27 protein-coding genes and 1 riboswitch are annotated in these 26,554 nt (G+C 37.0%); of the genes, 18 read left to right on the top strand and 9 right to left on the bottom strand.

Annotated features, from left to right (window positions below):
• Positions 1–239: 239 nt before the first annotated feature.
• Complete coding sequence (locus tag ACFSY7_RS17685; protein WP_020189731.1) at positions 240–785, top strand: hypothetical protein; 546 nt, start codon at positions 240–242, stop codon at positions 783–785.
• A 77-nt stretch (positions 786–862) separates the two neighbouring features.
• Here ACFSY7_RS17685 and ACFSY7_RS17690 read toward each other — a convergent pair whose 3' ends face one another.
• The gene (locus ACFSY7_RS17690; RefSeq protein WP_380148946.1) at positions 863–2,002 is read right to left on the bottom strand and encodes a hypothetical protein; all 1,140 of its coding nucleotides are present in this window, start codon (positions 2,000–2,002) and stop codon (positions 863–865) included.
• A gap of 212 nt (positions 2,003–2,214) precedes the next feature.
• Here ACFSY7_RS17690 and ACFSY7_RS17695 point away from each other — a divergent pair, with 212 nt between their 5' ends.
• The 5 genes from ACFSY7_RS17695 (at position 2,215) to ACFSY7_RS17715 (ending at position 5,931) form a co-directional block, all read left to right on the top strand.
• Entirely contained in the window at positions 2,215–3,606 is a 1,392-nt protein-coding gene (locus ACFSY7_RS17695; protein WP_380148948.1) for a protein adenylyltransferase SelO, read from the top strand.
• Between the two features lie 63 nt (positions 3,607–3,669).
• Entirely contained in the window at positions 3,670–4,545 is an 876-nt protein-coding gene (locus ACFSY7_RS17700; protein ID WP_380148949.1) for an SMP-30/gluconolactonase/LRE family protein, read from the top strand.
• Positions 4,546–4,704: 159 nt separating this feature from the next.
• Positions 4,705–5,241: an alkaline shock response membrane anchor protein AmaP gene (gene amaP / locus ACFSY7_RS17705; protein WP_126990625.1), complete on the top strand. Its 537-nt coding sequence runs from the start codon at positions 4,705–4,707 to the stop codon at positions 5,239–5,241.
• A 15-nt stretch (positions 5,242–5,256) separates the two neighbouring features.
• A complete protein-coding gene (locus ACFSY7_RS17710) occupies positions 5,257–5,469 on the top strand; it encodes a DUF2273 domain-containing protein (protein ID WP_380148951.1) in 213 nt (70 codons plus the stop codon).
• Positions 5,470–5,481: 12 nt separating this feature from the next.
• Positions 5,482–5,931: an Asp23/Gls24 family envelope stress response protein gene (locus ACFSY7_RS17715; RefSeq protein ID WP_380148952.1), complete on the top strand. Its 450-nt coding sequence runs from the start codon at positions 5,482–5,484 to the stop codon at positions 5,929–5,931.
• 73 nt (positions 5,932–6,004) lie between these two features.
• Here the strand turns inward: ACFSY7_RS17715 and ACFSY7_RS17720 are convergent, their stop codons facing one another.
• The 3 genes from ACFSY7_RS17720 to trhA all read right to left on the bottom strand — a co-directional run bounded on the left by ACFSY7_RS17720 (position 6,005) and on the right by trhA (position 8,191).
• Positions 6,005–6,475, bottom strand: coding sequence for a dihydrofolate reductase (locus ACFSY7_RS17720; RefSeq protein ID WP_020189738.1), 471 nt, complete (start codon positions 6,473–6,475; stop codon positions 6,005–6,007).
• A 15-nt stretch (positions 6,476–6,490) separates the two neighbouring features.
• Positions 6,491–7,435, bottom strand: a complete 945-nt coding sequence (locus ACFSY7_RS17725; protein WP_380148953.1) for a thymidylate synthase — start codon at positions 7,433–7,435, stop codon at positions 6,491–6,493.
• Between the two features lie 114 nt (positions 7,436–7,549).
• Entirely contained in the window at positions 7,550–8,191 is a 642-nt protein-coding gene (trhA, locus tag ACFSY7_RS17730) for a PAQR family membrane homeostasis protein TrhA (protein ID WP_380148954.1), read from the bottom strand.
• Between the two features lie 197 nt (positions 8,192–8,388).
• On the opposite strand from trhA, the gene ACFSY7_RS17735 reads away from it, so the two are divergent.
• The 5 genes from ACFSY7_RS17735 (at position 8,389) to msrB (ending at position 11,679) form a co-directional block, all read left to right on the top strand.
• Complete coding sequence (locus tag ACFSY7_RS17735; protein ID WP_380148955.1) at positions 8,389–9,231, top strand: DegV family protein; 843 nt, start codon at positions 8,389–8,391, stop codon at positions 9,229–9,231.
• An 85-nt stretch (positions 9,232–9,316) separates the two neighbouring features.
• Complete coding sequence (locus tag ACFSY7_RS17740) at positions 9,317–10,141, top strand: SGNH/GDSL hydrolase family protein (protein WP_380148956.1); 825 nt, start codon at positions 9,317–9,319, stop codon at positions 10,139–10,141.
• Positions 10,128–10,721, top strand: a complete 594-nt coding sequence (locus ACFSY7_RS17745; protein WP_380148957.1) for a YpmS family protein — start codon at positions 10,128–10,130, stop codon at positions 10,719–10,721. Before ACFSY7_RS17740 ends, ACFSY7_RS17745 begins: the two co-directional genes overlap by 14 nt.
• 6 nt (positions 10,722–10,727) lie before the next feature.
• Positions 10,728–11,264: a peptide-methionine (S)-S-oxide reductase MsrA gene (msrA, locus tag ACFSY7_RS17750; RefSeq protein ID WP_380148958.1), complete on the top strand. Its 537-nt coding sequence runs from the start codon at positions 10,728–10,730 to the stop codon at positions 11,262–11,264.
• A complete protein-coding gene (gene msrB / locus ACFSY7_RS17755; RefSeq protein ID WP_380148959.1) occupies positions 11,254–11,679 on the top strand; it encodes a peptide-methionine (R)-S-oxide reductase MsrB in 426 nt (141 codons plus the stop codon). The genes msrA and msrB overlap by 11 nt, the downstream gene beginning before the upstream one ends.
• A 60-nt stretch (positions 11,680–11,739) precedes the next feature.
• Here msrB and ACFSY7_RS17760 read toward each other — a convergent pair whose 3' ends face one another.
• From ACFSY7_RS17760 to ACFSY7_RS17775, 4 genes are all read right to left on the bottom strand, one after another.
• Positions 11,740–12,921, bottom strand: a complete 1,182-nt coding sequence (locus tag ACFSY7_RS17760; RefSeq protein WP_380148960.1) for a PLP-dependent transferase — start codon at positions 12,919–12,921, stop codon at positions 11,740–11,742.
• Positions 12,914–14,029, bottom strand: a complete 1,116-nt coding sequence (locus ACFSY7_RS17765; RefSeq protein ID WP_380148961.1) for a methionine biosynthesis PLP-dependent protein — start codon at positions 14,027–14,029, stop codon at positions 12,914–12,916. The genes ACFSY7_RS17760 and ACFSY7_RS17765 overlap by 8 nt, the downstream gene beginning before the upstream one ends.
• 76 nt (positions 14,030–14,105) lie before the next feature.
• A riboswitch (SAM riboswitch) is annotated at positions 14,106–14,204 on the bottom strand.
• A 183-nt stretch (positions 14,205–14,387) separates the two neighbouring features.
• Positions 14,388–15,377, bottom strand: coding sequence for an SH3 domain-containing protein (locus ACFSY7_RS17770; RefSeq protein WP_380148962.1), 990 nt, complete (start codon positions 15,375–15,377; stop codon positions 14,388–14,390).
• Positions 15,378–15,496: 119 nt separating this feature from the next.
• Positions 15,497–17,275, bottom strand: a complete 1,779-nt coding sequence (locus tag ACFSY7_RS17775) for a methyl-accepting chemotaxis protein (protein WP_380148963.1) — start codon at positions 17,273–17,275, stop codon at positions 15,497–15,499.
• Between the two features lie 75 nt (positions 17,276–17,350).
• On the opposite strand from ACFSY7_RS17775, the gene ACFSY7_RS17780 reads away from it, so the two are divergent.
• The 5 genes from ACFSY7_RS17780 (at position 17,351) to ACFSY7_RS17800 (ending at position 22,285) form a co-directional block, all read left to right on the top strand.
• The gene (locus tag ACFSY7_RS17780) at positions 17,351–17,596 is read left to right on the top strand and encodes a YozE family protein (protein ID WP_380148964.1); all 246 of its coding nucleotides are present in this window, start codon (positions 17,351–17,353) and stop codon (positions 17,594–17,596) included.
• Positions 17,597–17,684: 88 nt separating this feature from the next.
• Positions 17,685–18,389 (top strand): purine-nucleoside phosphorylase, encoded by a 705-nt coding sequence (deoD, locus tag ACFSY7_RS17785; RefSeq protein ID WP_020189751.1) that lies wholly within the window; start codon positions 17,685–17,687, stop codon positions 18,387–18,389.
• A 207-nt stretch (positions 18,390–18,596) separates the two neighbouring features.
• Positions 18,597–20,081, top strand: a complete 1,485-nt coding sequence (locus ACFSY7_RS17790) for a lmo1851 family serine protease (RefSeq protein ID WP_380148965.1) — start codon at positions 18,597–18,599, stop codon at positions 20,079–20,081.
• A 51-nt stretch (positions 20,082–20,132) separates the two neighbouring features.
• Positions 20,133–21,035, top strand: coding sequence for a CobW family GTP-binding protein (locus ACFSY7_RS17795; RefSeq protein ID WP_380148966.1), 903 nt, complete (start codon positions 20,133–20,135; stop codon positions 21,033–21,035).
• A 167-nt stretch (positions 21,036–21,202) separates the two neighbouring features.
• A complete protein-coding gene (locus tag ACFSY7_RS17800) occupies positions 21,203–22,285 on the top strand; it encodes an undecaprenyldiphospho-muramoylpentapeptide beta-N-acetylglucosaminyltransferase (RefSeq protein WP_044527218.1) in 1,083 nt (360 codons plus the stop codon).
• Positions 22,286–22,408: 123 nt separating this feature from the next.
• On the opposite strand, the gene ACFSY7_RS17805 is transcribed toward ACFSY7_RS17800, so the two are convergent.
• The gene (locus tag ACFSY7_RS17805) at positions 22,409–22,954 is read right to left on the bottom strand and encodes a GNAT family N-acetyltransferase (RefSeq protein ID WP_020189755.1); all 546 of its coding nucleotides are present in this window, start codon (positions 22,952–22,954) and stop codon (positions 22,409–22,411) included.
• A 563-nt stretch (positions 22,955–23,517) separates the two neighbouring features.
• Here ACFSY7_RS17805 and dapF point away from each other — a divergent pair.
• Positions 23,518–24,480 carry a diaminopimelate epimerase gene (gene dapF / locus ACFSY7_RS17810; RefSeq protein WP_380148968.1) on the top strand — a complete coding sequence of 321 codons (963 nt, stop codon included), beginning with the start codon at positions 23,518–23,520 and terminating at the stop codon, positions 24,478–24,480.
• Positions 24,481–24,511: 31 nt separating this feature from the next.
• Positions 24,512–26,542: a diguanylate cyclase domain-containing protein gene (locus ACFSY7_RS17815; protein WP_380148970.1), complete on the top strand. Its 2,031-nt coding sequence runs from the start codon at positions 24,512–24,514 to the stop codon at positions 26,540–26,542.
• The last annotated feature ends 12 nt before the right edge of the window (positions 26,543–26,554 follow it).

Genomic DNA, 26,554 nt, shown 5'->3' on the forward strand with positions numbered 1-26,554 from the left:
TGGTAATTCCCAATTTGCGCATAAAAATAGAGAAGGTGATGTCAAATTCGACATCACCTTCTCTATTAAAGACTGGAATTTCTACTTATGTCCCAGCCTCTTTTTGGACTTGCGTTTCATTTTTTTCTATTTCTAGGTATAAAGTTCAGTTTGTCACGCTAACTTGTTAACTATTTACGAGTAGAAAGGTTTTAGAAGGGGAATTGTTGTAAATAGTTACTGTAAGGGGAGGTATTTTCATGACAATAGAAGAAGCAAAAAAATTTTATATGGCTTATGGTGGCGATGAATTAGTAATGGGACGAGAAGCAGTTCTTGATTACGCAGCTTTTCAACGTCTCGCAATTAGTTCAACAATTATTGAAGAATGGCGACAACAATTAATTGAAGAACGATTTAATCATTTTTTTGATGATGACTTGCTTATTTGGAAAAATCATCGAGATATTATTCGGAAAATGTTAGAAAGTACAGCACCACAAAAAGAAAATGCGGAGCGACTTGTTGCCGTAATGGAGCAATTACCTTCTGATCTTCAAGAAGATCAACGTTTAGCATTGATTGAAAATATGGTTGGTCGAAATGTTACAAATTGGGATGCTGGTGTGCGAGCAATTTGCATAAGTAATCCAGACCTTGCACCAGCGATGGACTCAATCGTAAAAAAGCTTGCAGATTTTAAAGGTAGCTATTATAAAGTAGATGAACGAAAAGATGAGCTTATGCGTACATACAAGCGTGTATATCGGCTTCATGCAAAGAAAAAGAGGTTATGGATATTTTAATATTTATTAATACTAGAATAGTATAGAAAAACGCCTCCAAATAAGATGTTTTATTTGGAGGCGTTTTTTCGTAAACATTATGAAGAGCTACAGCCCGACCCACAGCTAGAGCCACCGTCACTACCACAACTAGAACCACATGAATGATGATTACTGTCGTGATTTGAATGGTGAATTGTATCATGGTGATTAGTATCATTATCGTAATAATCAGTAGGTGCAATATAAGAACTATCGGTTCCGCTAGCTGTTGCAGTTACTTTCATTAAGCCAAGTGATTGCAAGGCAGTTTGCACAAGCTCTTCTTCTGTTAGCAATGATGCGAGTAATACGAAAAATAACACACCATTCATATTGTAACTATTACTATTTTTGGCAGTTAGAGGATTATATGAAAAAGCTGTATCAACGATTTTTTGGTGATTTTTTATGTCAGAAGAAGCTTCATTCCAAGCAGGATAAATAATTTGTTGTAAACGTTCTGCTACATAACGTACTTGTTCTAATGATAATTCATCACGTAAATACTGTTGTTGTAGACGAAGTAATTCTTCAGTAGAAAATGCGCGCTGCTGTCCAAAGTCGATTAATACTTGTTTGTCGATTGTATAGCTGAAGAAACTGCCCCATGTTAGATAACTGTAATCATTAATGGCAAAAAAAGAACTGTAAATGAGGTCAAAAAAAGCGCGTTCTTTTGGATTATTTGTTGGCTCTATATTAGGTGCGTGATGAATTAATTGATGTGGCCCTAATAATGTTTCGCTAAATGTTTGGTATTGATTGGTGAACATAATTGTTGTATGCCATAGTTCGTCTACGTGTTGACTGAACATAGGCACATTTTTAAATAAAGTACTTAAAAAGAGGAAACGCTGAAATTCAGCTTCTAATAGTGAGAATTCTTGATTTTTATCATTTGATTTAAGAAGTTTCTGGCTAGGTAAACGCGCGCTATCTTCGCTTATAAATCGAGCTTTGGAGGGCTGATGAAGTTGTTGAGCGTAAGCGTGTTGGACTTGCATCATTCTTTCGATGAAAAATGTATTTTGAGCCGTAGCATGTGTAAGTAAATCGAGGTCAGATGTATAGTGTGTTGTTGTGATAATTTTTTCAAAACGCTCATTTTTCCGTTTTTGCGATGCCGTTTTTGATGAATGGACGATTATACTAAGTAGCATAATAAAAATGACAATACCAATGAAAAAATAGAACATTTCATCACCTCTTTTTGTTATTTATTTAATTATATACTAACTAGAAATTTGATGCTTTATTGGATTTTTATCAATAAATATAATTTAACATTCAAATGTAGCGTGTATTCAAGCAATTCAATAGATAGTGAATATCTTTGTAATGCCTTCTAAGAGGTTATATTGCTTTTTTATGCTATGGTAGGAGTAATCAGGTAGAAAGGAATGATAAGATGTCATTCAACTTTAAAACAACATATACGGCATTACCGCCGACTTTTTTTCGTGAGGTAAGTGAAAATCGAGTAAAAGAGTCACAGATTATATTATGGAATAAACGCTTAGCAGAGGAATTGGATGTAGAAGATGAATATGCGAATACAGCGCTATTTGCAGGTGCACAGCCACGTGATTATATTACTCAAGCATATGCAGGACATCAGTTTGGTAATTTTACAATGCTTGGTGATGGGCGTGCCATGTTAATAGGGGAGCATGTTCATCAAAATAAACGTGTTGATGTGCAATTAAAAGGAAGCGGTCGTACGCCCTATTCTCGTGGCGGTGACGGCCGTGCAGGGATTGGTCCTATGGTACGAGAATATATTATTTCAGAAGCCATGAATGGATTGCGCATTCCTACAACGCGTAGTTTAGCCGTGACGACGACGGGATTACCGGTTTATCGTGAAGAAGTACAGCAAGGTGCGGTGTTAACGCGTATCGCTGCGAGCCATTTACGTGTTGGGACTTTTCAATATGCACGTCATATGGTTGATGAGCATGCTGTACGTGAGTTAGCAGATTATGCGATGGCACGTCATTATGCTTCTCTTGAAAAAGGAGACTATATTGGGTTCTTTCGTGCAGTGATGCGTCGACAAGCACAATTAATTGCGCAGTGGCAACTTGTCGGATTTGTACATGGCGTTATGAATACAGATAATATGACGATTAGTGGTGAGACAATTGATTATGGACCATGTGCATTTTTAGATGTGTTTCATGCGGATCAATTTTTCAGTTCAATTGATCAACAGGGGCGTTATCGTTACAGTCAGCAACCGGCAATTGGTGGATGGAATTTAACACGTTTTGCTGAGACGTTATTACCGTTGATTAATGACAATGAAGAGGTAGCAATTGCAGCGTTAGAAGAAGTATTAATGACGTACCCACAAGTATTTGGAGATGCCTGGCTAGCAGGTATGCGTGACAAGTTGGGCTTGGCTACTGCTCGCATGGAAGATCGTAATTTAGCAGAACAATTATTAAGTTGGATGGAAGCGAACCAAGCGGATTTTACAGAGACATTCCGCGCTTTATCGGAAGGAAAAGCCATTACAGGATTAGCAGAGTGGCAAAAGCAATGGGAGAAACGATTAGAAATAGAAGGAACAACAGTAGAAGCGGCGCAGCAATGCATGCGATGTGTTAATCCAGCGATTATTGCACGTAATTATTATGTGGAAGCGGCCATTCAAGACGCTGAAGCTGGCAATATGGATGCCGTTGAAATGCTAGTTGAGGCATTGCAAAATCCCTATGAAGTCAAAGAAACGCATCAACATTTCCGTACACCTCCTACTATGCAAAACCCATATGTAACATATTGTGGCACATAACAATTTCTTTCACTGTATGAAATCCGCTATAATAACAAAAAATGGATGTTGGAGGGACTGTATATGATGAATGCACGACTTGTTGAACCATATAAAGGACGATTATTAGAAGGCCCTGTTTGGGATGCGTCAGAGATGTGTTTACGTTTTGTTGATATTAAAAATAATTATTTGTACCGTTATACACCTGCAACACAGGAAAGTTCGAAATTGCCATTTAAAGAGGATGTGACCTTTGTCGCGAATACGGATACATCGTCACTACTTGTTACAACCCGAGATACGATTTGGTTTGTTGATACAAAAACAGGTGAAAAAGAAATGTTTGTTCAGTTTGAGGATTTAAGTGAAACGATGCGTTTTAATGATGGTGGCATTGATCCTTATGGGCGACTATGGATTGGAACAATGAATGAAGATGAGGAGACACCTAATGCAAAATTATATGTTGTTGATAAGAGCGGCGATATAAATGTTGCGCTAACGGGCTTGACGATTTCAAATGGACTTGCTTGGAATAATGCGGGGGATACGATGTATGCAATCGATACACCGACGCAAAAAATTATGGCGTATCCATTTGATGAACAAACAACAACACTTTCAAATGGTCGTGTTATTTATGATTTTAGTAATGAAATCGGGAATCCAGACGGTATGACGATTGATGCAACCAATCAATTGTGGGTAGCTTTATGGGGCGGTTCGCGTGTCGTTTGTATTGACCCTGAAACACAACAAATTATCGATGCAATTGATGTGCCAGCTGCGAATGTTACGAGCTGTGCCTTTGAACCAGGAAGTACTCGATTGTATATTACAACAGCTTCTGAAGGGCTAAGTGAGCAACAACGTACAGAACAGCCAAATGCAGGAAGCCTATTTGTAGCAGATATAGACGTAACTTCTGCTCCAATTTATTTGTTTCAAAGAAAATAAAATCGAGTATTTTTTAGTAAAAAGCTAGTGCTGTGTATTTACACAACACTAGCTTTTTTATATTTTACGCATAGGATAGTTGATTTTTATTAAAAAATGATTATAACACGCATTAGGCGGGAAAAGTTTAATGTTGACAATTATTAGGAGGGATTGTGTATGAAGCGACTTTTAAGTTTTTTATTTGCACTTGTGTTGCTTGTTACAACAGCCATTTTACTATTTTTATATGTTGATATACCTTCTTGGATGTTGTATCAACAAGAATTACGCTCGTATAATTGGTTTCAGCTCACATTATATAGTTTAGTGGGAGTTGTACTTGTGGTTGCGATTGTAATGATTATTTTAGGTTTGTCACCCTCGCATAAAAAACGTAATTTGACATCAAAATACGCAGACGGGAATATGTCGTTTAATAAGCGAGCTATTGAGAAAAACATTCAACATACAGTTGGAAAATATCAAGATGTTCGTCAACCAAGCATTGCTGTTTATTTGTACGAAAAGAAAAAAGCAGCTTATATCGACATTGTATTAGACGTTTTTATCGCACAAACGAATAGCATCCAAACGCTTGTAAAAACAATGCGTCAAGATGTGAAAGATACAACGGAACATTTTTCAGAATTGCCAGTACGAGATGTAAAGGTGAATGTATTAGATCAAAAGCTATTAAATAAACGAGTTATTTAGTAAGGAGGGCGTATCATGAACGAAGAGCATTCCTTTGCGCAATTTTTAAAAGAATATAAGTGGCGCATTATTGGATTTATCACAATGTTACTAGTAGGTATTTTATTTTTGACAATTGGTTTCTGGAAAACATTATTAATTATTTTGTTATGTGCAATTGGTGTTGGTATAGGATACGCGAAAGACCGTACGGCACAGTTTTTAACATTTTTTGATAAATTACGTTAGGGGGACAATCGGATGACAAATTCATATAATAAGCAAGTAGAAATTAATCGTCAAGCTACAGAAAATGAACGTACATTTCACCACTCACTTACATTTGATAACAGTGTTGTTGAAAAAATTGCAGCTATTTCAGCTCGTGAAGTGCAAGGCATTTTAGATATGAAAGGTGGCTTTGCTGCTGGCTTAACAAATCGACTAGGCGCAAAAGATGGTCTTACGAATGGTGTTAGTGTGGAAGTAGGAGAAAAGCAAGCAGCCGTTGATTTGAAGGTTATTTTAGAATATGGTCAAAGTGCACCTGTTATTTTCAAACAAGCAGCAGAGAGTGTGAAATCACAAATTTATCATATGACGGGACTAGAAGTTGTAGAAGTTAATATGCATGTGGATGATGTGATGACACAAAAAGAATATATGCAGTCTAAATCTTCAGCGAATGAATCTAATAGTGAACTACAATAACGATTAACTAAAAAAAAGACCTGTTCAAAGATTATATCTTAAACAGGTCTTTTTTAGTGTCAGCTAACAAAGTTTATTTTTCAAATACTTTATATTCAAAAGTATAGCCATCTGCTTGTTGAGGTTCAGAAGTAGAAACTTCATTCCAACCTGGATAAGCAGGGAAGTACGTATCACCTGGGAACTGATGGTGGATTTCTGTAATATAGAGGCGATCTGCAAGTGGTAAGGCATCAGCAAAAATTTTACCGCCACCAATGACCATTACTTCTTCATGCTGCGTTGCTGCAAGTTCTAATGCTTGTTGTAAGCTACTAACGGTCGTAATACCATCTGCAGTATAGTGCTCATTTCTAGTAATAACAATATTAAGACGACCAGGAAGTGCACGACCGATTGATTCAAATGTTTTACGGCCCATGATAATTGGTTTTCCCATAGTTGTGCGTTTGAAATAAGCTAAATCACCAGGTAAATGCCAAGGCATGTCGTTTTTGTATCCGATGACGCGATTTTCATCGTGTGCAACAATTAATGAAATCATTTTTAAGGCTCCTTTTTAAACAGAAATAGGTGCTTTTATTCGTGGATAAGGATCATAGCCATCGATGACTAAATCACTCATTTCATAATCAAAAATCGATTGTTTATCTGTAATGATTCGTAGCTGTGGTAATGTACGAGGTTCACGAACTAACTGTTCATTTACTTGATTTAAATGGTTTTTATATAAGTGAGCATCGCCCAGTGTGTGTACAAAATCGCCTACTTCAAGGCCACATTCTTTCGCGATTAAATGAGTTAATAGGGCATAGCTTGCGATATTAAATGGGACACCTAAAAACACATCTGCTGAGCGCTGATAGAGCTGACAAGATAACTTGCCGTCCGCTACATAAAATTGGAATAGCGTGTGACAAGGTGGTAGAGCCATATCTTCCACTTCTGCAGGATTCCAAGCACTAACAATATGGCGGCGTGAATTTGGATTATGTTTAATCGATTCGATGACATTATGCAATTGGTCAATTGTTCCACCCGTTGCATCAGGCCATGAGCGCCATTGTTTTCCGTAAACGGGACCTAAATCTCCATAGGCTTTTGCGAAGGCATCATCGTTTAAGATACGTTGTTGGAACAAAGCCATTTGTTCATCGTAAGCTGCTTTAAATTCGTTATCTATTAAAGAACGATGGCCAAAATCTGTCATATCAGGACCCGTATATTCGGTAGAAGTGACCCACTTTTCAAAAGCCCATTCATCCCAAATATGATTGTTTTGCGCGATTAAGGTACGGACATTTGTATCGCCTTTTAAAAACCATAAAAGCTCGGTTGCGATCAGACGAAATGCTGTTTTTTTAGTTGTTAATAGAGGAAAGCCCTCCTGTAAGTTAAAGCGCATTTGATAACCGAAAACACTGTATGTACCTGTGCCTGTTCGGTCACCTTTATCATGACCTTCCGCTAAAATATGACGGCAAAGATCTAAATATTGTTTCATCTCAACATCCCTCCTGAAATTCTGTGTTTAATGATAACGGAAATAGAAGGCACTAGCTACTAAAATTGTCTTAAATAGAAAAACCGAGCTTGAAATTTCAAGCTCGGTTAATGATTAGACATAAAATAAAACCGTCACAAGCATAAAGGCACTGCCTGCTAATACGAATACATGCCAGATCGCATGATTATAAGGGATTTTATGATTGGCGAAGAAGAAAGCACCGATGGTATACATTAAACCACCTGCTAATAAGTATGAAAATCCGGTCATTGTAATATGTGTAACAACGGTTTTAAAGGCGATAATGATAAGCCAGCCCATTCCTAAGTAACAAATAAGTGATACGGCTTTAAAACGTTCGATAAAGAAAAATTTAAAGACGATACCACATAGTGCAAGGCCCCATTCAATACCGAAAATTGTCCAGCCTAGTCCACCGCCAATCGCAATTAATGCGAACGGTGTGTACGTGCCAGCGATTAGAATGTAAATAGAGCAGTGATCGATGATGCGGAATTGACGTCTTTTCGACAATGGTGATGCATGATAAACGGTTGAAGCTAAAAAGAGGATTATTGTTGAAATACCAAAAATAGTGAAGCTTGTGACATATAATGCAGAACCGGTAGAAGCGGAGCGCATAATTAAGAAGATAAGCGCAGGTATTGCAAGAATGAATCCTAAACCGTGGGTGATGACATTCCATGTTTCCTCATTGTTCTTGCGGTTATCTAACGTTGTAATTGTTGCCATTAAATGACACTCCTATCTATAAAAGTTAAATTTACTTTTGTTTTTTCTTTATAAATCTATTATGACGCTAATTTTGTTATCCAAATATTGACGTTTGTCACATGTATCACATGACAAAAACGAGTAAAATACGATATAACAGAAAGAAGACGAGCAGAAATGCTTCACAAGCAGTAGAAATGGATGTGTCAATAATTATGAAACGTGTACATGTCGTAACGGATTCCACAAGTGGAATCACACAACAAGACATTGCAAAATACGATATTCATGTCGTACCTTTAACAGTTTTTATCGATGGAGAATCATTTCAAGACGGTGAAAACTTAACACCTACACAATTTTTAGATAAAATGTCGCAAGCAAAAGCATTGCCAAAAAGCTCACAGCCACCAATGGGTGTGTTTGAAGAATTATTTAATGAACTAGGAAAAGATGGAGATGACGTTCTGGTATTAACGCTTACACATACATTAAGCGGTACCGTACGTTCAGCTGAATCAGCTGGTGAATCGTCTATCGCTAATGTGAAAGTAATCGATTCGCAATTTACATCTTGGGGTTTAGGTTTCCAAGTGTTAGAAGCTGCTAAAATGGCTCAACAAGGTAAATCATTAGATGAAATTGTTGCTCGTGTTGAAACGGTTCGTGACAATACGAAACTCTACCTTGTCGTTGATACGCTCGAAAATTTAATTAAAGGTGGCCGTATCGGTAAGGGAATGGGTATGGTTGGTGCGTTGCTAAACATTAAGCCGGTTGCAATAGTAGAAGATGGTGCATTAAAAAACTTCGCAAAAGTGCGCAGCCATAAACAAGTATTAAAGTTGTTGAAAAAGCAATTTTTAGAAGATACAGCGGGTAAAACAATTAAAGGAATTGGTTTAGAACACGCAGATAGTCCAGCGTTAACAGAGCCCTTATTAGAGTTCTTTAAAAATGAAATTGGGTTTGAGGATGTTCGATTTAATATGACGTCTCCAATCATTAGTACGCATACAGGTGTCGGTGCGATTGGTTTAAGCTATTATGCAGAATAATCACATCACATTAGTTTAAAAACACTGCAATTAGTAGTAACATTAAAGTTGTCCATAGGGGCAACTTTTTTAGTGGGAGATGGGTATGAGAAAGGTTTGGGCAGTATGTGTGATGGTGCTATCAATTAGCGTGCTTAGTGCATGTGATATTACATCACAATTAGAAGACAGTGGCTGGGTGCCGTTTAGCGATAAAAAGAATATCAAAGATAAGCCAATTCATTATGTGTCCTTAGGAGATTCCTTGACTGAGGGTGTTGGCGATGAGAAAAATCAAGGTGGGTATGTAGGACGTCTTGCAAAAGAAATGCAAACATGGGATGGAGTAAAAAGTGTTACTGTAACGAATGCTGCAAAGAAAGGGCGTCGTAGCGATCAATTATTAGCGCAACTTGAGAGTGGCGAATTAGATGATACATTAAAGAATGCTGATATTATTACATTTACAATTGGCGGCAATGATATTATGAAAATTGTAAAGTCTCATATGAGCAATCTTGATAAAGGAGACTTTGACCGTGAGTTACCTTCGTACGAAAAGCGCTATGAGAAAATATTCCAAGCAATTCGTGAACAAAATAAGAAAGTGCCCATTATTGCAATAGGTGTGTATAATCCATTTACGGTTTACACAAATGATGTAGGGCAAACAGATATCATTATGAAGGAATATAACGATGTCATGCGTACGATTATCGAACAGGAAAATCATTATGCGATTTTTGTACCAATTAATGATTTATTTGTCTCGGATGATGATAGTGTTTATCATAATGATTACTTCCATCCGAATGCAAAAGGATATCGTTTAATGGAACATCGTATTTTAACGACACTCGAACAGGAAGATTTATATAGTTTATCAAGTGGAAACTTGGACATGGGGGGAAATAGCGATGATAAAAAATAAATGGAAATTGGCTTTCTTTACACTACTAGCACTTATTATTATTGCGCTTGTTGTATTATTTGTCATGGTGACATCTTCAAGTGAAGACCAAGCTATTCCAACGAATTTAAACCAAATTAATGGTAGTGAAGTGACAGTCAAAGCGACAGCAGATGATTTTGAAACCTTAGCGAATCATTTTATTAGTGATGCAACGGCAGATACACAAATGCTGATGAAAATGTTTGTAGACAAAGATATTACATTGACGAGCAAGGTGAGTGTTCTTGGGGCAACCTTACCAGTGACAATGGATTTTGACCCGTCAATTGATGACAAAGGTAATTTAATTTTAAAGCAGACAAGTATTGCTATCGGGCGTCTAGATATTCCTACACAGACGGCATTGAAACTAGTAAAAGACTCAGGGAAACTACCGGATTTTATTACGATTCAACCGAGCGAGAATCAAGCATATATTAATTTGAATGCTATTGAAGTGCCTGTTTCAAAAGGGACGGATGCCTATGTTCGTGCCACAAAATTTGATTTAAATAATGATGAGATTGAGTTAAAAGTAATTATTCCATCGAAGGAGTAGAGAGCGATGACAAAACAAGTTGCAACATTTGCTGGCGGTTGTTTTTGGTGTATGGTGAAGCCATTTGATGAACAACCAGGAATTGAAGCTGTTATTTCAGGGTATACAGGTGGCACAGTTGAAAATCCAACGTATGAACAAGTTTGTTCGGAGACAACAGGGCATTATGAAGCAGTTCAAATAATTTTTGATGATGCTATTTATCCATATGAAAAATTAGTAGAACTTTATTGGAAGCTAATAGACCCAACGGATGCAGGAGGACAGTTTTATGACCGCGGCGGCAGTTATCAAACGTCTATTTTTTACCACGATGATAAACAAAAAGAAATTGCAGAAGCCTCAAGAGATGCATTACAAGCTTCTGGAAAATTTCAGCAGCCAATTGTTGTAAAGATTTTACCTGCAAAGCCTTTTTATGTGGCAGAAGCGTATCATCAACAGTATTATAAAAAAAATCCGATGCATTACGAGCGTTATTCACATGGCTCAGGACGTGTCGCATTTCAACAACAACATTGGGGGAATATTTATGAAAAATAAAGAACAACGTTTAAAAGAGCTGACAGATATGCAATATCATGTAACACAAGAAGAAGGTACAGAGCCACCGTACAGCAATGAATTTGATGAGCATTTTGAGGAAGGTTTGTATGTTGATATTGTATCAGGAGAACCTTTATTTACATCAAAAGAGAAATTCAACTCGGGTTGTGGTTGGCCGGCATTTACAAAACCAATCAATGCATTAACTGAAAATACAGATACACGCTTTGGTATGCTGCGCACGGAAGTACGTAGTAAAGAAGCCGATTCACATTTAGGACATGTGTTTCCGGATGGTCCTGTAGAATCAGGCGGCTTACGTTATTGTATTAATTCAGCAGCACTACGTTTTGTGCCGAAAGCAGAATTAGAACAACAAGGATATGGCGAATATTTGTCTCATTTTGAATAACTATTGTCTCTATAAAAAAACAGGAATCGCTTTGGCGGTTCCTGTTTTTTGTATGAATTTTTATTTTACGGCTGTTGCTTCTACCGCTTTTGCAAATGCTTGTTCAAAGTCTTGGATTAAATCATCCACATTTTCTAAGCCGACAGAGAGGCGTAATAAGCCTTCTGTAATACCACGCTTATCGCGCTCTTCTTTTGGTATTGCTGCATGACTCATTGTGACAGGATAAGAAAGAATGGATTCTACGCCACCTAAACTTACAGCGAAAATAGGGATTTGTACATTTTCAACAAATACTTTTGTAAATTCTTTTGAGGGTAATTCAAAAGAAAGAACTGCACCTGCACTTGTGGCTTGCTTGAAGTGTGTAGTATGCCCTGGATGTGACGTAAGACCAGGGTAGTGAACCGCTGTAACATAGTCACTTTCCTCAAGGAAATGCGCAATTTTCTCAGCAGAGGCGCTTTCTAGCGTTAGGCGAGCATTCAATGTCTTGATGCCTTGAATAAGCGAAAAGGAATCCTGTGCACCTAAAATGGCACCCATTGAATTTTGCATGAAATAAATATCATTGCCGATTTCTTCATCTTTTGTCACAGCAAGACCTGCGATGATATCACTATGTCCACCAAGGAATTTTGTGGCGCTATGAAGAACAACATCTGCACCTAAATCAAGCGGCTTTTGATAAAGTGGGGTCATAAATGTATTATCAACAAATGTTTTTAACTGATATTTTTTAGCAAGGGCGATAACCCCTGATAAATCTGTAATGCCTAATAAAGGATTAGCAGGTGTTTCTGCGTATAATACTTTTGTGTTGTCCTGAATGGCTGCTTCCACTTCAGTTAAGTTAGAGAAGTCTGCAAATGTGTGTGTAATATTGTATTTTGGTAATACTTTCGTGACGAAGCGATATGTTCCACCATATACCTCTGAAGTAATGACAATATGATCGCCTGCATTTAGTGTTAACAGGGCAGAAGCGATTGCGGCGATGCCTGATGAAAACGCGAAGCCGCGTGTACCATGTTCTAATTCAGCAATTGTATTTTCAAGTGCTTGACGAGTAGGGTTGCCTGAACGGCTATAGTCAAATGGCCCAAAGCTATCAAAGTGCTCTTGGTCGAATGTAGAAGATACATAAATCGGTATGTTGACTGCACCTGTCTTAGTCTCGTAATCACCACGTGTAGAAGCGGTAATTAAAGTTGTTTCAAAGTTTTCATTATGATTAGTCATGTGTTGTCACTCCTTCTAATGTTGCGAAAACGCGTTGTAGGTCTGCTGTTAAATCGTCGACATCTTCTAAGCCAACAGAGAAGCGTAAGAGTGAAGCATCTACACCTCGCGCATTACGCTCTTCTTCAGGGATATCTGCGTGTGTTTGTGTTGTTGGGTAGGTGATAAAACTTTCAACGCCGCCAAGGCTCTCAGCGAACGCAATGAGGTCAATTCCTTCTAAAAATGTTGGTACCCACTCAGCTTTTTGTAGGCGGAATGAAATCATGCCACCAAGACCAGCATAAAGGACATCTTTCACTTCTGGCTGTGCAGTTAAAAATTCTACGAGTGCAGTGGCATTTTTCGTATGCTGTTTCATACGTAAATGAAGTGTTTTTAAACCGCGAATTAATAACCAACAGTCAAAGGCACCAAGTGTTGCGCCACTTGCATTATGTTGTAAAAATAGTTGTTCACTTAATTCTTCACCTTTTGCAACAACAAGGCCCGCTAGAACATCATTGTGTCCGCCAATATACTTCGTGGCACTATGTAAAACGATGTCAGCACCAAGCTCGATAGGACGTTGATAGTAGGGTGTTAAAAATGTATTATCGACAATCAACAACAGATTATGTTCATGTGCAAGCACTGCATAATCTTCAATTGAAATTTCTTGCATTAATGGGTTTGTAGGTGTTTCAATAAAAATTGCTTTTGTTTTATCATTGATTAGTGCTGCGACTTCATTGATATCTTTGAATGGATTAAAATGCGCTTTTATATCGTATTGTTGTTCATATTGCTTAGCTAAACGATATGTACCTCCATATAAGTCATCGGGATAGATTATTTCATCTCCCGCTTTAAATAAAGAGAAGACAAGTCCTACAGCAGCCATACCGCTACTACAGGCAAATCCAGCTGTCCCACCTTCTAAATCAGCAATGCCACTTTCTAAAACATCGCGTGTAGGGTTTTTCGTACGTGTATAGTCATAACCTGTTGATTGACCAAGGCCTGGGTGACGATAGGCCGTTGATAAATAAATGGGTGTATTAATTGCACCGGTGCGTTCATCTGAATTATTACCAAGCTGTGCTAATTTTGTTTCGATTGTTGTCATATGTCATCATCCTTTATGAATAAAATAAAAACACCCCGATCTACACAGTAGAAAGGGGCACTTGAAAATACGTCCTTTCTTATCTGTAAGACTATGTCTTCGCGGATGTAGCACCTTCCAATGGGGGTTGCTGAGATGTCAATGGGCCACGTCCCTCAATCTCTCTCGATAAGAAAATCTATTAAGTTAATAAGATATAATCAATTAATGGAATTCTAACACTAATTGACAATTGTGACAATATAAAATCTGAAAAATTACAAAAATCAGAAAAAGAAAACGATTATATGATTATTAGTTTAAAAATTACATAAAAAAAGAACCGCAAAAGCGATTCTTTTAAATAGCGTAGCGCAGATTACTTAACGCTTTTTAATTGGAATACTGTTTTTGTGCCTTTTGTGATTTTCACAACGCCTGTTGTTGGCGCAATATAATACGTTTCATTGCCAACTTTAACTGTAATTGTGTTAGTGAATTTACCAGCTTTTGTTGTCACTGTTTTGTTCACGCCTGTTACTTTATAAGTCATTGAGCCGTTCTTATACGTGTCACCAACTGCGAAAGGATAGTTTAATAATTTCACTGCTTTTTCGCCAGCTTTTTTATAGTAAAGACCTTTATTAGCTACTTCTTTTAAATAAACTGTTGATGTTTTGTTTGTTTTGCTATCGTGCATTGTCCATACCGTATAGCCTGAAGATGTTTTTTTACCTTTGCTAGAAAGGGTTACATTAGAGCCATTATGAGCGTATTTATACGTTTTAGCTGTTTGTAAGTTGTAGCCTTTTTTCGTTGTGTTTGCAGGTGTTGATGGCTTTGTTGTCGTAGCAGGTTTTTTTGCACCAATATAATCTTTATACACATAAGCTGTGCTGTTATTATATTTGATTTTTACCCAACCATCTTTTGTTGTACCATAAGCAGTTACTTTTGTTCCAGGTGTTAATTTACCAAGAATTTTCGATGACACATTGCCTTTTTGGCGAACGTTTGCACCAGGTTGTTGAATATATTTCGTTGATGATTTTGTTGTCGTAGCTGGTGTTTTATCATCTGTAGTTGTTGATACTTTAACGTATTCTTTATAAATATATGCTTTTTTATCATTAAATTTGATTTGAACCCAACCATTTTTGTCAGTTGAATAAACGATTACTTTGTCACCTTTTTTAAGTGCGCCAAGTGAATCGCTTTTTAAATCAGCAGCTTCACGAACAGTGACAGGATTTAAAACTGTACCCGTCATTGTTGTTGCAGTAGTCGTTGCAGCAAAAGATGGTGTTGCAACTGTTAATGTAGAAGCAGTTAGTACTCCTAAAGATAATACGTATTTTGTTAATTTCATGTTAAATCATCTCCTGTTAGGCAATAATACCACTAAAATATGCGAAAGTGTATACTTTCCTATCATTAGTGGAGCAATCTTGTAACAGGACGAGATTCGAAAGAGAAGGTTTCAAAAAACTAAGAAATTTTAAATGCTGCAATTTTTTTTTGAAGTGCATTAGATTGCGTAGATAAATTTTCAACAGCATCATAAATTGCATCTACAGAGCGGGCGCCTTCTTCAGCAGATTGTGCATTCTCCTCAGCTTGCATCGCATTTTCCTCAGCGATTATATTTACCTCAATAAACGCTTGGGTTACATGTTCACTATGATTTTCAAATGTTTCAATTTTTTGAGCCATATCATCAATAATCATAAGTGTTTCATTTGTTTGTGCCACGATAATATCAAGAGAGGACGTCGTTGTATTTGTTAAATTAACACCTTGAATGACTTTCGTAACACCGGTTTCATTTTGTTCAATAATGGTATGGATCTCGCGCTGAATAGCATGAATCATCGTAGCAACTTCATTTGCTGCTTGCTGTGAAGATTCAGCGAGATTTCGCACTTCATCTGCTACTACTGAAAAGCCTTTGCCAGCTTCGCCTGCACGTGCTGCTTCAATTGAAGCATTAAGCGCTAATAAATTCGTTTGATCTGCGATTTCTGTAATTGTTTGAATAATCGATGTGATTTGTGAAGAACGGTCCCCAAGCTTTTGAACGGTGCCAGTTGTGTTCGCGATTGTTTCTTCAATTTCCATCATCATATTTGCCGCATTTTGTACAGAAGCGTAGCCTTCATTGGCGGCTTGAATCATCGCATCTGCAGAAATCTTCATATCATTCGTATCATTCGATAAATGTGTTGCGGCGCTATGGAGCATTTCCATTTTTTGCGCAGCAGCATTCATATTTATAATGGTATTTTCACTACTTTCTGAAATGACGTTTGAAGATTGTGCGATAGATTGAATAATGTCAGCGCTTTGAGCAGCGGATGTTTTTAATTGTGCACCATTTGCTGCGACATCATGTGCCAGTGTATCAATATTTCCAACAAGGTCTGCGATGGACTCAATTAATGAATTAGTGCTCTGACCAATCTGCGCAAATTCATCTCGTGTAGAAATGTGGATACGCTGTGTCAAATCACCACCATTATTTGCCATGTCATCAATTGCTGCTTGAATACGAGCGGTATTTCGCTTAATCGAACGGAATAATAAAAAGCCAGTAATTGATAAGACAATGATTGCGAGTAGCGTTAAGATAAAGAAAATTAATTCTGACAACGTTGTGGAGTTTTCGAGTGTGACTAATTTTTTTGAGCTTTTTTCATTTAATGCATTTTTCATATAATTGATTTGTGTATTAACATTTGTCATCGCTTTTTGTCCAGCACCACGCGATACATATTCCTTAGCAGCTGAAAGGCCTTCTGTTTCACGTATAGCCATTGCGCTGTTTGCAGTGTTCGTATATGTTGTGTAATATGCTAAAATCGTTTCGAGATGTTTTAATTCATTGTTAGAACGGCTAAACTTTTCCTGTAGCTTTTCGACTTGTGTGGTAAACGAGGCGGCTTGCTCATCGTATAATGCACGTTCATTAGTATTGCCAGTAATGATATATGTTTTTTCGAGTGCAGTAATTGCCGCTAATTTGCCAGACAGGCTATTAACCTCGAGCTGTGTTTTTAATGTGTCGCCATTAAATAGTTTTAATTCATCCTTAAGTTTTTCTAAATTATTGTAACTCAATACAAGCATCGCAACGAGTAATAAAGATAAAGCTGCGAATGTCATCACAATTCTCCAGCGAAGAAGAAATAAAGGCCACATTTTTTTAAAAGTAGTATTAAATAGTCCTTTTTTAACCGATGATTTATTTTCTTTTGTGTCTATTATCATAATCGTACCCCCTTGTTAGCTAGGTACAATTATATAGTACAGTCGAATTAGTGTAAAATCTGTATTTTCAAATAAATGAAGAAAGAAGGAGAAATCATGCAACCAAGTTTTTATTTATATGTGTTAACTTTTCGTGGCGCGAGCGATGAATACGGCGTTTTTGCAGAAGCTGCATTTAACGATCATGCTTTTCCAAAACAAGAAATGGACTTTGAAAAAATTTCTTTGTATATTGAAGAATTAGCCGACGATGACTTAAATGCAGCGACATTTGATCACTTATGGGCAATGTATGAAGAGAAATATATAGTGGAATACTGATTATTGTTTGTCAGAGGTCAGACTTTTTAGTACAATCAAAATAGTTATGAAAAGGCTTTCGATAATTAAATGAAATGAGGGAATTTATATGAGTATTCATATTAACGCAAAAGACGGCGAAATCGCTGATATTGTTCTATTACCAGGAGATCCTTTACGCGCTAAATTTATCGCAGAAACATTTTTAGAAAATCCTGTTCAATACAATGACGTTCGAAATATGTTTGGTTACACAGGTACATATAAAGGCCACCGAGTGTCGGTACAAGGCACAGGTATGGGTGTACCATCTATTAGTATTTATGCAACTGAATTACTAAAAGATTATGGTTGTAAAAAATTAATTCGTGTTGGGACAGCAGGTGCTTTAAAACGTGACGTAAAAGTACGTGACGTAGTATTAGCGCAAGGTGCAACAACAGACTCAAAAATGAATGAAATCCAGTTTGGTGGATTAGATTACGCACCAATTGCTGATTTTGATTTATTATTAAAAGCATATAATGCAGGTAAAGAAGCAGGCTTAAACCTACGTGTTGGTAACGTTTATACAGCAGATTTATTCTATGGTGAGAAAAATCCTAATGAATTATTAGCTGATTATGGCGTATTAGCAGTAGAAATGGAAACAGCTGCTCTTTATACATTAGCAGCGAAATATGATGCACAAGCATTATCTGTATTAACTATTTCAGATCATTTAATTACTGGTGAAGCGACTTCTTCAGAAGAACGCCAATCAACGTTTAAAGAAATGATGGTTGTTGCACTAGAAGCAGCAATCGCTGAATAATAAAGTAAATCATTTTTATAAAAGGTCAGCAACGTCTATTAGGCGGCGCTGACCTTTTGCTATCTAAAAAGCATAAAATAAAAAGAGAACGGATCTTGAATAGAAAGAGTATAAACTTTTCATATAACTTTTCTTTTCGGATACGTCGAATACTGCTAAAATAGACGTAGTGTGCAAACGTTTGAATAGTGAAAGTGGTGAAAGAAATTGGACGAAAAAAAATCGCAAAACGAAGAACAGCATGAAAACGAAGTAAAACCTGCAAAAAAATATGTTCGCATGAAGCCATTTACACTTATTATGCTAATTATTGTACTGATTATTAGTACATCAGGAATTACAATTTTGGCGTTAACTTTTGGTGAAGGAAAAATGGTTGAGGTGCGAACAAATTCAAGTACACATCCACAATTTCAAAAAGTATTAGATGTGTATGATGAACTCGATAAAAAATACTTTAAAGAAGTAGATGAAGAAAAATTGGCTGAGGGTGCAATGGAAGGTATGATTAACGCATTAGGCGATCCATATTCTACTTATATGCCTAAAGAAGAAGCAAAGCAATTTAGTGAACAAATTTCTTCTAGTTTTGAAGGGATTGGTGCAGAGATTCAAGAAAAGGACGGTCAAATTGTTGTCGTGTCACCAATCAAAAACTCTCCAGCTGAAAAAGCGGGCATTAAACCCAATGATATTATTAAAACAGTAGATGGAAAATCCATTGTTGGAAAAACAGCGGATCAAGCAGTTAAATTAATTCGTGGTGAAAAAGGAACAAAAGTGAAAATAGAATTCCAAAGGGGCGATTCGAAAAATCTACATAAGATTACACTCGTTCGCGATGAAATTCCAGTTGAGACAGTTTACGCTTCAATGATGAAAAATAAAGTAGCACATATCCAAATTACAAGTTTTTCTGAAGATACGTACAAAGAATTATTAGAAAAATTAGATGAGCTGGAAGCGAAAGGGATGAAAGGGTTAGTATTAGACGTACGTCAAAATCCAGGTGGTCGTCTTGATGTCGCGATTAATATTGCTAGTCTGTTTGTAGCGACTGGAAAACCAGTAGTTCAAGTAGAGAATCGTGATGGAGAGAAAAATGTTGCTTCAGCACAAGATGGTCGTAAAGTAACGGTGCCGATGACGATTTTAGTTGATGGTGGTAGTGCCTCTGCATCGGAAATTTTAGCGGGTGCAGTAAATGAGTCTGCAAATGTTAAAATCATTGGTGAGAAAACATTTGGTAAAGGAACTGTTCAGACGGTAGAAGATTTATCAGATGGTGCCACATTGAAATATACAACAGCTAAATGGTTAACGCCAGATGGTAATTGGATTCATGAAAAAGGTATTAAGCCAAATGTAAAAGTGAAGTATCCTTCTTACGCAAATTTACCGTATATTGATACGACAAAAACATTAAAACAAGGTGATGTGTCAGATACGGTGAAGGTAGCAGAAAAAATGTTTGAAGCACTTGGTTATACGGTTGGAACAGTAGATGGCTTATATGACTATAATACATTATTAGCTGTTCAGGCTTTCCAACAAGAGCATGATTTAAACGTGACGGGTACATTAACGGGTGAAACAACAACAGAACTAATGAATCAACTCCGTAAGAAAATTAAAAAAGATGATCCACAGTTGAAAAAAGCACATAGTATCGTTGTGAAAGAAGCAAAATAATCGTAAAAAGGGCTGCTTCGGCAGCTCTTTTTCTAATTGGAGGATATTCAAATGAAAGATGTTTATTTATTGAGTGGCTTTTTAGGAAGCGGTAAAACAACGCTATTAGCGAATTTTATTGAGGAATTGAAAGCACACGGATTAAAACCAGCTGTAATTATGAACGAACTAGGGGAACTGAACTTTGATTCGCAAGCTGTTGAAGAAGGAGTTCCATTAAAAGAAATGTTAAATGGCTGTATTTGTTGCTCGGGTGCTGAAAAAACAGAAGCGCAAGTGCAATCGCTATTAGCAGAATCGGACTGGGATGTATTATTAATTGAAACAACAGGTGCAGCTCATCCAGTAGAAGCACTAGATGCTGTCTATTCACCTCTTTTTGCCAATGACTTAAATATTAAAGGGATTATTACAGTAGCCGATAGCAAGCGCTGGTTACATCGCAATGACATGACGCCTCAAACGCGCTCATTATTCCTTGAACAAATTCGCCATGCACATTTAATTTTAGCCAATAAATCTGATTTATTAACACCAGAAGAATTAGCGCAAGTAACATTTGAAATGCAAAACTTAAATAGTCATGCACCGATTTTACAAACAGTGAATGCTAATGTTCCATTTACGTATATTGAAAGAATGCGTGCAACAGCAACTGGTGATGTGCAAAAAGCGGATCTTGGTCATCATTTACATTTAAGCTCGCGCTTACTTCACTTTGGCGAAGGAGAAAGCTATACAATGGAAGAAGTAGAGGACTGGGTACGTTCACTGCCAGAAACAATTTATCGTATGAAAGGCTATGTGCCGATTGAAGGCAATAGTCATCCGATGCTCTTCCAATATGCATATGGACTAACACAATGGCTTCCTGAATATATGAAAATGGATCCGAATTTAGTCATTATTGGGGATGGCGTTGATCGAATCCCGTTATTAGGGCGAACAATGTAACTAAAAAGAGTCGCGAACCATGCGACTCTTTTTTTTCGTGCTTTTACTATGCTACAATGAAAGCTGTGATAATAATTTTGTCAGAATAAGTGCATTTTGTTGTCAGAGGTGTATAATGACGAGGTTATTAAATTGATTCGTTAACAGTGATAGGAGCGTTTATATAGATTATGAAGAAAACCATCGTTTTTACAGGTGGCGGAACAGCGGGCCACGTATCGCTTAACCAAGCGATTATTCCATCCTTTTTAGAAGCAGGATATGAAGTACATTATATCGGTTCAAAAGAAGGCATAGAAAAAGAAATTATTCCACAGGCATTTCCACAAATTGCATATCATGCGATTTCAAGTGGTAAATTACGTCGTTATTTTTCAACGAAAAACTTTTCAGATCCGTTCCGCGTATTAGCCGGTATTGCACAAGCATCTGCTATTTTACGCAAGGTGAAACCGCAAATTATTTTTTCAAAAGGTGGTTTCGTATCGGTACCGGTCGTAATGGCTGCGAAAATGGCAGGTATTCCTGTTGTGGCGCATGAATCAGATGTGACGCCAGGCTTAGCGAATAAATTAGCATTACCATTTGCATCACATATTTTTACGGTGTTTAAAGAAACGTTAAAATATGTCCCAGCTGAAAAATCAACATGTACGGGTTCGGTTATTCGACCAGCTCTATTTTCAGGGAATCGTGAATCAGGGTTACAATATTGTGGTTTCTCAAATAATAAACCAACGATTATGATTATGGGTGGTTCACTAGGTTCTAAATTTATTAACGATGCTGTACGCGCAAATTTAGAAGAATTACTTAAAACGTATAACATTATTCATTTATGTGGTAAAGGAAATGTAGAGCCGAAATTAGACATTTTAGCAGGCTATAAACAATTTGATTATGTCACAACAGAGTTACCAAACTTATTGTATGCATCAGATTATATTATTTCACGTGCTGGTTCTAACTCAATCTTTGAATTTTTAGCATTAGAAAAACCAATGTTATTAATTCCATTATCAGCTGCACAATCACGCGGAGACCAAATTTTAAATGCACGATTATTTAAATCACAAGGCTTGGCTTTAGTTTTAGAAGAAGAATCTGTTAACAAAGAAACGTTCTTAACAGCCGTGCATGAGCTACGCGATAAAGAGCCTGCGTTAATGAAAGCGATGCAAGAGGCGGAAAAACCAAAATTACCAGATGATATGATGCAATTAATTTTGCAATATGCTAAAAAGAAATAATCTAGCATGACGTGAGAGGTTAGGGAAATCCTAACCTCTTTTTTGCATTATAAAAGGCAGCTCGCGTCGCATAATTGCTAGGGAGCTGCCTTTAGGTCGGGGTAATTTCGCTTGTGGTATCCATTAGATTGCTTGTTCCTCCTCGTTTGTTTGTGTAGCAAGATATAGATAGAAGTTATCTTTGTCTACTTTGAATAATTCAAATGGGATGTCACCGCTATTTACTTGTGCATATAGCGCTGGGTGTAACTCTTTTGCGTCAATTGCGTATCCCAGTTTTTCAACAGCACGCTGTGACTGCTTGTTCACTTTTCGAACTTTCATAAACACTGTTTGGAATCCTAATTCGAAGAATAACTCTTTGAAAAATTCTACTTTTGCTTTTTGGTTGTAGCCCTTACCTTGATAAGGCTTACCAATCCAAGTTCCTAGGAATCCTGCACCATCTGCAACGTCGAATAAAGCAATTACACCAATTGGTTTGCCCCAATCATCTGTAATTGTACGAGAGACTGTTTTACCAAAGTGCTCTTCTACCATTAATTGTCGAGTCATAAAAGCAAATTCCTCAGCAGAATGTGCTTTTTGCCGTACATACGGGAATACCTCAGGATGTGTCATAAGCTCAAATAGTTCTGCAGACTCGTGCAGTTCACGTTTTTTTAACATGAAGAACGCCTCCTTTAAGATGATCTAGTCATCAGAAAATTTTAAAACAAAAAATTTCAGGACGGGAATCGAACCCGCTAAAACTAACGAATGTTAGTGGCGCACCATTTGCCTTCTAAAATTCTATTTAATTATAGTGAAAATCTCAAACATAGCTAGCATATTTTGCTATGCGATGTTTCTATTTAGATTATAATAAAAAAATATAGATTTGAATATAAAAAAATAGATTAAATTAGCAAAAAATGCTCTTTTGTGACAGGAAAGTGTATTTGTTATACGATGAAGAATCCTGTAGTAGATGTGAGGTGTTACAGTAAACACCCACATAGTTATATACCCGTAACAGGCAAAAAGTATACCAATTCACTGAAAAAAATAAAAAAAGGCGTTAAATAGACAATAAATAGGACTACAAACATAGAAATGTTCGTTTTTTCGCCTAAATACACCTATTCAATTATATGGAAATTGTATTTTTCTGGCATTAATGAAAAAGAAGTTAGTTGTATGAAACTACATTTCCTATTATCATTAGACATAAGGAAAGTAGGGGGTAAACAATGGTAGAAAATTTATTAAAAGTACACGGTTCAGGCAATACATTTTATTTATATGAAACAGCAGATGAAACGGCAATGGATTGGTTTAAATTCGGAGAATGGTTATGCCGAAAAAGTAATGATGGCGGTGCGGATGGTTTACTATTAGTTGCCCCTTCAAATGTTGCAACAGCGAAGATGCGTGTGATTAATGCCGATGGTTCGGAGGCGTCAATGTGTGGCAACGGCTTACGCTGTGTAGCACGCTATGTTTTAGAGCGCGAAAATAAAACGTCATGTATCATTGAAACGATGAAAGCAAATTTACTCGTAACAGAGGAACCTTCATTAATGAATGAAATACCTACATATGCAGTGCAGATTGCACCAGTTTCATTTGAGTTGGCTACATTACCGATGAATTATAATGCGCAGCACACATTAATTGATGAATGCATTCCACCATTCTCAATGGATATCCGTTTTACAGCCGTATCGGTGCCTAATCCGCATTTAATCGGACTTGTATCAAAAGAAGAAATTTTATCTGCTGCCCACCAACAACAACTTGCATCGATGTTAAATGGCGAAAATGATTATACACCAGATGGCGTGAATGTTAGCTATATGTATCCAATCGGTCAACAAGAAATTTATGTTCGTACATTTGAACGTGGTGTTGGATTTACAAATGCTTGTGGAACAGCAATGACAGCCTCTGCACTTGTCGCTACATTATTACATCTTGTTGAAGAAGGCACGATTACCGTCTTTAATCCTGGTGGGTTTGTTAAATGTGAAGTGAAAAATAACAACGGGGAATATCATTTGCGTTTAATAGGGAATGCAACCTTTATAGCACATTATTCGTTTGAACACGTAAATGATAAATGGACATTAAATAAAGACCGTGAAACGAATGAGCAGCATGCTTATCAAGCATTAATAGATTTTACGGCAAGTAAGTTGTCAGCACTCGCTTAAAGATGGCAAAAGAAAAAGGGAGACATTGAAAATGGGTGTTCTGTCGATTGAACAGCAAATGGCGGCACTTTATGAGCATTGTACACAACTCGTTTTCTTTATGAAACGAACAGCACCATTCATATATGAATATAGATATGTGAATCCAGCAGGGGTGGCAATTTTTAAACAGTCACCAATCGGTTGTGAGCTAGAAATGTCTGGGTTGAACCATAATAAAAGTGACGTTATTGTAGAAAATTATGAGAAAGCAATTAAAGAGAATCGCCAAATTATCTATCGAGATTTTTATTTATTTGCAGATACAAAGCATACGAATGAAACAACTGTATGGCCAGTTTTTATTGAGCAAGATCAATATGTATTGGCCGTTTCAAAAGAAATGTCTTCTCATAAAGTGTTAGAGGAGGAGCAACATTTCTTATCTACATTGTTTTTAAAACAGCATAATCCAATGATTGTAGCATCACGTACCGGCCAAGTTTTAAAAATAAATCGTGTTTTTTCAGAAGTTTTTTCAGTCCCAGAAACTGTTATAGGAACGCATTTAAAGCCACGTAATGAGGAAGAACGTCAGTTGATTAAATTGTGTAAAGAACACCTTCAACCGCTTTTTGAAGGAAGTCACCAAGAAGCGGTGTCAATGAATTGGCTTTATAATACCCGTATCAATTACACGATTTTAATGACACCTATTGTAATGGAAGATGAGATAGTAGCAGTATCTTTAGAATGGATTGAACAAAATGATGCGCAACATTTAGAAGCTACGTTAAAAGAGACAAATTTTTTATTAGAAGGTTATAAACAAGCATTAGCTGCAGCCTCAAATTTTTGTATTACAGATACAGAAGGCATTATTGAATATGTTAGTGAAGGCTATCAACAATTATCAGGATATAGCTGTGAAGAACTTCTTGGCCAAACAAATGCTATATTAAATTCGCGTCGACATACAAGCGAATTTTATGAAGATATGTGGACAACCATTAAACGTGGTGCAATTTGGCAAGGAGAAATCTGTAATCGTACAAAACGAGGAACATATTACTGGGCACATACAACGATTGTGCCAGTATTTGATAAAAATGCAGAGATTAAAAACTTTGTGTCGGTTTGCATTGATGTGACCGAGCGGAGAGCTTTAATGTCGAGCTTACAAAATATCGAAAAAACATTTAATTTAATTACTGAGAATACAAATGATTTTATTACAATAACAAATGAAGACGGTATTATTCTATATGCCTCACCGAATCATAAAGAGCGTCTAGGGTATGACAAAGAAAAGCTCATCGGTAAATTTTATTCAGATATTTTAACGGCTGAAAGTTCAGAAGTATTAAAACGCGAAATTGTCCAAACGTTGAATAATGAAGAAGAGGCAAATGTGGAATTAGAAATGGTTTCTAAATCTGGGGAGACACTATGGACCGAAGCTTACATTACAGGCGTACAAGACCCGGTTCGTGAGGAAGTGTATCAATACGTGACAATCGCTCGTGAAATCACACAGCGTAAACAAAAAGAAGAAGAATTACGCTTTTTAGCATACCATGATACGCTGACGCTTTTACCTAATAGACGCTATTTATCCTTGCAATGTGAAAAGCTTGAACAAGAAGCGAAGGAAAGACAACAGTCGATTGTCGCAATGTATATTGATGGCGACAATTTTAAGGCGATAAATGATGTGTACGGTCATGATGTTGGGGATGAATTTATCCGCGAATTTGGACGCGCACTGAAGCGAAGTTTACGAGATTCAGATTTTGTTTGTCGCATTGGCGGAGATGAGTTTGTCGTCCTATTAACGCATATGTCGTTAGAGGAAGCGGTATGTGAGCAACAGATTTTAGCAACAATTGAACGCATTCAACAGGTGTTACGAAAAGGTTGGGATATTGCGGGAAACCATTTTGCGCCGACATCATCAATTGGCATTGCCGTTTATCCACAGCACGGAACATCGGTTGAGTTATTATTAGAAAAAGCAGATAGTGCATTGTATTTGGCGAAAAATGTGAGTGGAAAAGATTCCTACCGTTTTGCATCGAATTAATTGAATAGGGAG

The sequence above is a fragment of the Kurthia populi genome (assembly GCF_042686175.1).
GTDB classification, from domain to species: Bacteria; Bacillota; Bacilli; order Bacillales_A; family Planococcaceae; genus Kurthia; species Kurthia populi.